The organism is Roseicyclus sp., assembly GCF_052168335.1.
Lineage (GTDB): Bacteria > Pseudomonadota > Alphaproteobacteria > Rhodobacterales > Rhodobacteraceae > Roseibacterium.
Window position 1 is genome coordinate 1 of sequence record NZ_JBQLZP010000337.1, and the last position, 5,326, is coordinate 5,326.

Consider the following 5,326-nt stretch of genomic DNA (forward strand, 5'->3'; position numbering starts at 1 on the left):
CGCGAGCCCTCCGGCCTGCCGCCCGCGCCCGCGATCCGCGAGGCGATCGGTCTGTCCCACGTCTCGTTCAGCTATCCGCAGGCGGAGGAGGAGGGCGCGGCGCCGAGCGCGCTCGAGGACGTGAGCTTCGACATCCCCGCGGGCCGCGTCACCGCGCTCGTCGGCCATTCGGGCGCAGGAAAGAGCACGGTCGCGATGCTGCTCTGCCGCCTCGCCGCGCCGGATGCGGGCGCCGTGCGGATCGACGGCGCCGACCTCGCGGGCTTCGACGGCGCCTCCTGGCGGGAGCGCTGCGCCTTCGTTCCGCAGAACGTCTTCCTCTTCAACGACACGGTGCGCAACAACATCGCGCTCGGCAGGCCGGGCGCGGGCGACGCCGACATCCTCGACGCCGCGCGGCGGGCGAACGCGCACGACTTCATCCTGGAGCTCCCGCAGGGCTACGACACGCGCGTCGGTGACCGGGGCGACAGCCTGTCGGGCGGCCAGCGGCAGCGGATCGCGCTGGCCCGCGCGCTGCTGAGGGAGCCGGAGCTTCTCATCCTCGACGAAGCGACCAACGCGCTCGACCCGCGCTCCGAGCGGCTGGTGTCGGACGCGCTCCATGCCGAGGGGACGTCCCGCACCACCGTCGTCATCGCGCACCGGCTCTCGACGGTCATGCGCGCCGACCGGGTAGTGGTTCTCGACCGGGGCCGGGTGGTCGACACGGGCACGCCCGAGGCGCTGGCACGGCGTCCCGGCGCCTTCGCAAGCCTCTTCGCGCACGAACTGGAGCGGACATGAGCGGCGGATACACCCTGCACGACGTCGATCTCTTCGCACCCGGGGCGGAGGGGCTCGCGCTCCGGCCCGCGCCTGGGGCGGCGGGGGTCGGCTGCATCCTGCGCGACGGCACGGCGGTGATCGACTTCCGCCTGTTCGCGGCGAAGGACATCCCGGCGCGCGGCCTCTCGCGCGGCGATCTCCTTCGGGCGGAGGGGAAGGCGGCCTCGGCCCATGCCCGGCTGCGCGCGCGCCTCGCGGCGGCCGAACCGCCCGTGCCCCGCAGGATCAGCGTCGCGATCTGCACCAAGGACCGGCCCGAGTGGCTGAGGCGCCTCCTCGCGTCCCTCGCCGCGCAGGAGACCGACAAGACCTTCGAGATCGTCGTGGTGGACAACAACTCCGAGAGCCCCGAGGTCCGCGCGGTCGCCGAGGCGGCGGGCGCGGTCTATGTCCGCGAGCGCAGGACCGGCCTCGACTTCGCGCGGAACGCCGCGCTCGAGGCGGCAGGCGGCGAGGTCGTCGCCTATCTCGACGACGACACCATCGCCGAGCCGCAGTGGTTCGAGGCCCTGCACCGCGCCTGGGCCGAGAACCCGGACGCGGGCTGCGTCACCGGGCAGGTCCTGCCGATGTTCCTCGACACCGAGGCGCAGGTCCTTTTCGAGAAGGACGGCGGGTTCCGCCGGGGGTTCGTCCCGCAGCGCAACGGCGCGCGCCTCTGGGGCAAGCCGCTCCATCCCTGCGGTCCGGGGGAATTCGGCGCCGGGGCGAACATGAGCGTCGACCGGGCCTATGCGCTCGCGCTCGGCGGCTTCGACGAGGCGCTGGACACCGGGCGGCCGCTGCCCGGGGGCGGCGACCTGGACATCTTCTACCGCACCATCCGCGGCGGCAGGCCGCTCGTCTACGATCCGGCCCTCGTCGTCCGTCACGAGCACCGGAGGGAGGTCGCCGCGCTCCGCCACCAGTACTACACCTGGGGCACGGGTTTCTTCGCCTTCCTCGAGAAGTCCCGCCGGACGGACCCGTCGAACGCGCTGCAACTCCGGCAGATGGAGCATTGGTACTGGCTGACCATCCTCGGCCGGCTGGCGCGGAGCCTCGCTGGGCGGGACGGGCGCGCGCCGCGGATGATCGCGGCCGAGATCCAGGGCGCGATCAAGGGCAGGTTCGGCGAATACGACCGCTCGCGCGAGCGGTCGCGCAGGATCCGGGAGGCCGCGTCGTGATCGTGCCCGTCCCCTGCGCCATCCGGCATGTCGATCTCGCGCGGCCGCTCGAGGGGCAGTCCCTCGGCCCCGGCGAGCGCGCGCTGCTGCTCTACTTCTGGCAGGACGGGGTGCCGTTCGGCCGGAGGCTCCTCCTGCCCGAGGAACTGCCCGTTCCGGCGAGCGCCATGCCCGCGCTGGCCGCTGCGGCCTGCGCCCCGGCGCTCGGGGCCGCGGATGCGCTCGCGAGTGACGGGATCGCCCCCTCCGAGGTCTCGGTCGTCGTCTGCACCCGCGACAGGCCCGACGATCTCGGGCGGTGCATCGCGGCGCTCCTCCGCTGCGCGCCCCCTCCCGGCGAGATCGTCGTCGTCGACAATTCCGCCGTGGCGGGCCGGCTCGCGGAGATCGTCGCCCGGCATCCCGGCATCCGGCTTGTGCACGAGCCGACCCCGGGCCTGTCGCGGGCGCGGAACGCCGGCGTCGCGGCGGCGACGGGACGCATCGTCGCCTTCACCGACGACGACGTCGAGGTTCCCGAGAACTGGATCGAGGCCCTCGCGCGGCCCTTCGCCGACGCCTCGGTCGGCGCCGTGACGGGGCCGGTCCTGCCCGCGCGCCTGCAGACGGCGGCAGAAGCGGCGTTCGAGTTCGACCTCGGCGGCCTCGCTTCCTCGCTGGTGCCGAGGGACTTCGGGCCGGACTTCGTGCGGAACGGCCGGCTCCTCGCCCCCGAGGTCTGGAAGATCGGCGCCGGCGCCAACATGTCGATCCGTGCCGAGGCGCTGCGCGACGCCGGACCCTTCGACGAGCGGCTCGGCGCGGGGGCGGCGGGGTGCAGCGAGGACAGCGAGTTCCTCTACCGGATGCTCGATGCCGGGTGGACCTGCCGCTACCGGCCGGAGTGCTTCGTCCATCACACTCACCGCGCGAGCGAGGATGCGCTGCGCGCGCAGGCGCGCGCCTACATGCGCGGGCACACCGCCGCGCTTCTCTTGCAGTTCGGCGACACGCGCCATCCCGGCAACCTGCGCCGCGCGTTCCTCGGGCTGCCGAGCTACTACGCGCGGCTGGCCGTCCGATGGGTCGCCGGAAAGGTGGGGCTCGCCTGGCTCGACCCGTGGAGCCCCTCGGGGCGCGCCACGCGGCTGCCGAGCGTCTCGGGATGGTTTCAGGGCCTCTTCTACCTCGTGCCCCGCAGGGGCGGAGGCAGGGGCCGGACAGGATGAGTGGACACGCCATGACAACGGATCGAAACGTCGCGATTTCGGGGCTCGGGGATTTTCTCGCCGCGAACCCCTTCGGGTCCTCCTTCACCGACGGGCTCTACTTCCGCGACAAGATGCGGGCCATCCACAGGCTGTCGCCGCAGCGGACGGGCGCGGAGATCCTCGAGGTGGGCGGCGGGCGCAGCGGGCTGACGAAGCTGCTCTACCCCGGCGCCCACGTGACCAACCTCGACTTCGAGGCGGGCTTCGCCGACGCGCCCTGCAACCGCCAGCCGGGGCAGAGCTTCGTCGCGGGCGACGCCACGGACATGCCCTTCGCGGACGCGTCCTTCGACATGGTGACGATGTTCGACCTGCTCGAGCACGTGCCCGATGACGCGGCCGTGGCCCGCGAGACGCTGCGCGTCCTGCGCCCGGGGGGAACCGTGCTCGTCTCCACGCCCGACCGGCTGCGCTGGCGCTATCCCTACTACCGGGTCTTCGCGCCGATCTGCCCGCGCGAGGAGACGCTCTTCGAAGACTGGGGACATGTCCGGCGCGGCTACACGATGGCCGAGCTCGACGCTCTCTTCGGCCGGCCCGCCGCGGCGACGGGCGCCTTCATCAACCCCTGGCTCGCCGTCTCGCACGACATCGCCTTCTCGAACCTGCCGCGGGTCCTGCGTCTCGGGGCCCATGCGCTCGCGGCGCCGATCTCGTGGTATGGCTGGCACCGGAACCGCGCCGACGACGCCGGAACCGAGATCGTGGCGCGCTGGGACTTCTGACGCCTTCAACGGAGCATCGCACATGCGCGGAAACGTTCTCGTCACCGGCGGCGCCAGCTACATCGGAAGCCACACCTGCAAGGCGCTGGCCGCGGCGGGCTTCACCCCTGTCACCTACGACAATCTCTCCATCGGCAACCGCTGGGCGGTGCGCTGGGGACCGCTCGAGATCGGCGACATCTCCGACATCGCGCGGCTGGGAGAGGTCTTCCGCAGGCATCGCCCGGTGGGCGTCATCCACTTCGCGGCGCTCGCCCTCGTGGGGGAATCCGTGGCCGAGCCCGCGCTCTACTACCGGCAGAACGTGGCCGGGACGATGGCCGTGCTCGAGGCCGGCCGGGCCGCGGGCCTGCCGCCCTTCGTCTTCTCGTCGACCTGCGCGGTCTACGGCATCCCGCCCGGGGGCGCGATCGGCGAGGATGTCCCGAAGGCGCCGATCAACCCCTACGGCGCGTCCAAGCTGATGGTCGAGCGCATCCTCGAGGACTACGCCGCGGCCTATGGCCTGCGCTCGGCGGCGCTGCGCTACTTCAACGCCGCGGGCGCCGACCCCGAGGGCGAGATCGGCGAGTTCCGCGCCGTCGAGACGCACATCGTCCCGAACGCGGTCGAGGCGCTCCTCGGGCGCAAGCCGCCGATGAAGATTTTCGGGCGGGACTATCCCACGGCGGACGGCACGGCGGTGCGCGACTACGTCCATGTCTGCGACCTCGCGCTGGCGCATGTCCGCGCGCTCGAGCGCCTGCTCGGCGGGGCGGAGCGCTTCGTCTGCAACCTCGGCACCGGGAAGGGGGTCTCGGTCATGGACATCCTGCAGAGCCTCGGGCGTCTCACCAACCTCGACGTGCCGGTCGAGGACGCGCCGCGGCGGCCGGGCGATCCGCCGGAACTGGTGGCCGATCCCGCGCTGTCCCGCGCGCTCCTCGGCGAGGGGCTGACGACGCGGTCGGATATCGAGACGATCCTGGGCACGGCGCTGGCCTGGCACAGGAGCGATGCCTACGCCGCGCTCGCGGGCGCGCCGCCCGGCATGGTCCGGTGACGGGGCCCGAGGATCCGGACGGGCGGGAAACCCGCCTCGTCGTCGTTGTGCCCGCGCACAACGCCGTGGCGACCCTGGGCGACTGCCTCGCGGCGCTGGTCGGCGCGGGCTTCGACCCGGCGGACATCACCGTGGTCGATGACGGCTCGCGCGACGCGACGGGCCGGACGGCGACGAGCTACGGCGTGCGGGTCCTGCGCAACGAGACGGCGCAGCGCCCCGCGCAGGCCCGGAACCGGGGCGCGCCCGAGGCGGGGGGCGACATCATCCTCTTCGTCGATGCGGATGTCTGCGTCCACCGCGACATCCGCG

At 73.1% G+C, this 5,326-nt stretch carries 6 protein-coding genes; all 6 read left to right on the top strand.

What is annotated here, in order from left to right; genetic code table 11:
- Window positions 1-786 (top strand): ABC transporter ATP-binding protein (locus ACTS11_RS10340; RefSeq protein WP_442640233.1); only part of this gene is annotated, 786 nt, incomplete at its 5' end.
- On the top strand, window positions 783-1,997 hold the full coding sequence (locus tag ACTS11_RS10345; RefSeq protein ID WP_442640234.1) for a glycosyltransferase family 2 protein: 1,215 nt from the start codon (window positions 783-785) through the stop codon (window positions 1,995-1,997). The genes ACTS11_RS10340 and ACTS11_RS10345, both read left to right, overlap by 4 nt.
- The gene (locus tag ACTS11_RS10350; RefSeq protein ID WP_442640235.1) at window positions 1,994-3,205 is read left to right on the top strand and encodes a glycosyltransferase family 2 protein; all 1,212 of its coding nucleotides are present in this window, start codon (window positions 1,994-1,996) and stop codon (window positions 3,203-3,205) included. Before ACTS11_RS10345 ends, ACTS11_RS10350 begins: the two co-directional genes overlap by 4 nt.
- An 11-nt stretch (window positions 3,206-3,216) precedes the next feature.
- Window positions 3,217-3,972, top strand: coding sequence for a methyltransferase domain-containing protein (locus ACTS11_RS10355; protein WP_442640236.1), 756 nt, complete (start codon window positions 3,217-3,219; stop codon window positions 3,970-3,972).
- Window positions 3,973-3,994: 22 nt separating this feature from the next.
- Window positions 3,995-5,014, top strand: a complete 1,020-nt coding sequence (gene galE, locus ACTS11_RS10360; RefSeq protein ID WP_442640237.1) for a UDP-glucose 4-epimerase GalE — start codon at window positions 3,995-3,997, stop codon at window positions 5,012-5,014.
- A partial coding sequence (locus ACTS11_RS10365) for a glycosyltransferase family A protein (protein WP_442640238.1) occupies window positions 5,011-5,326 on the top strand: 316 nt, incomplete at its 3' end. The genes galE and ACTS11_RS10365, both read left to right, overlap by 4 nt.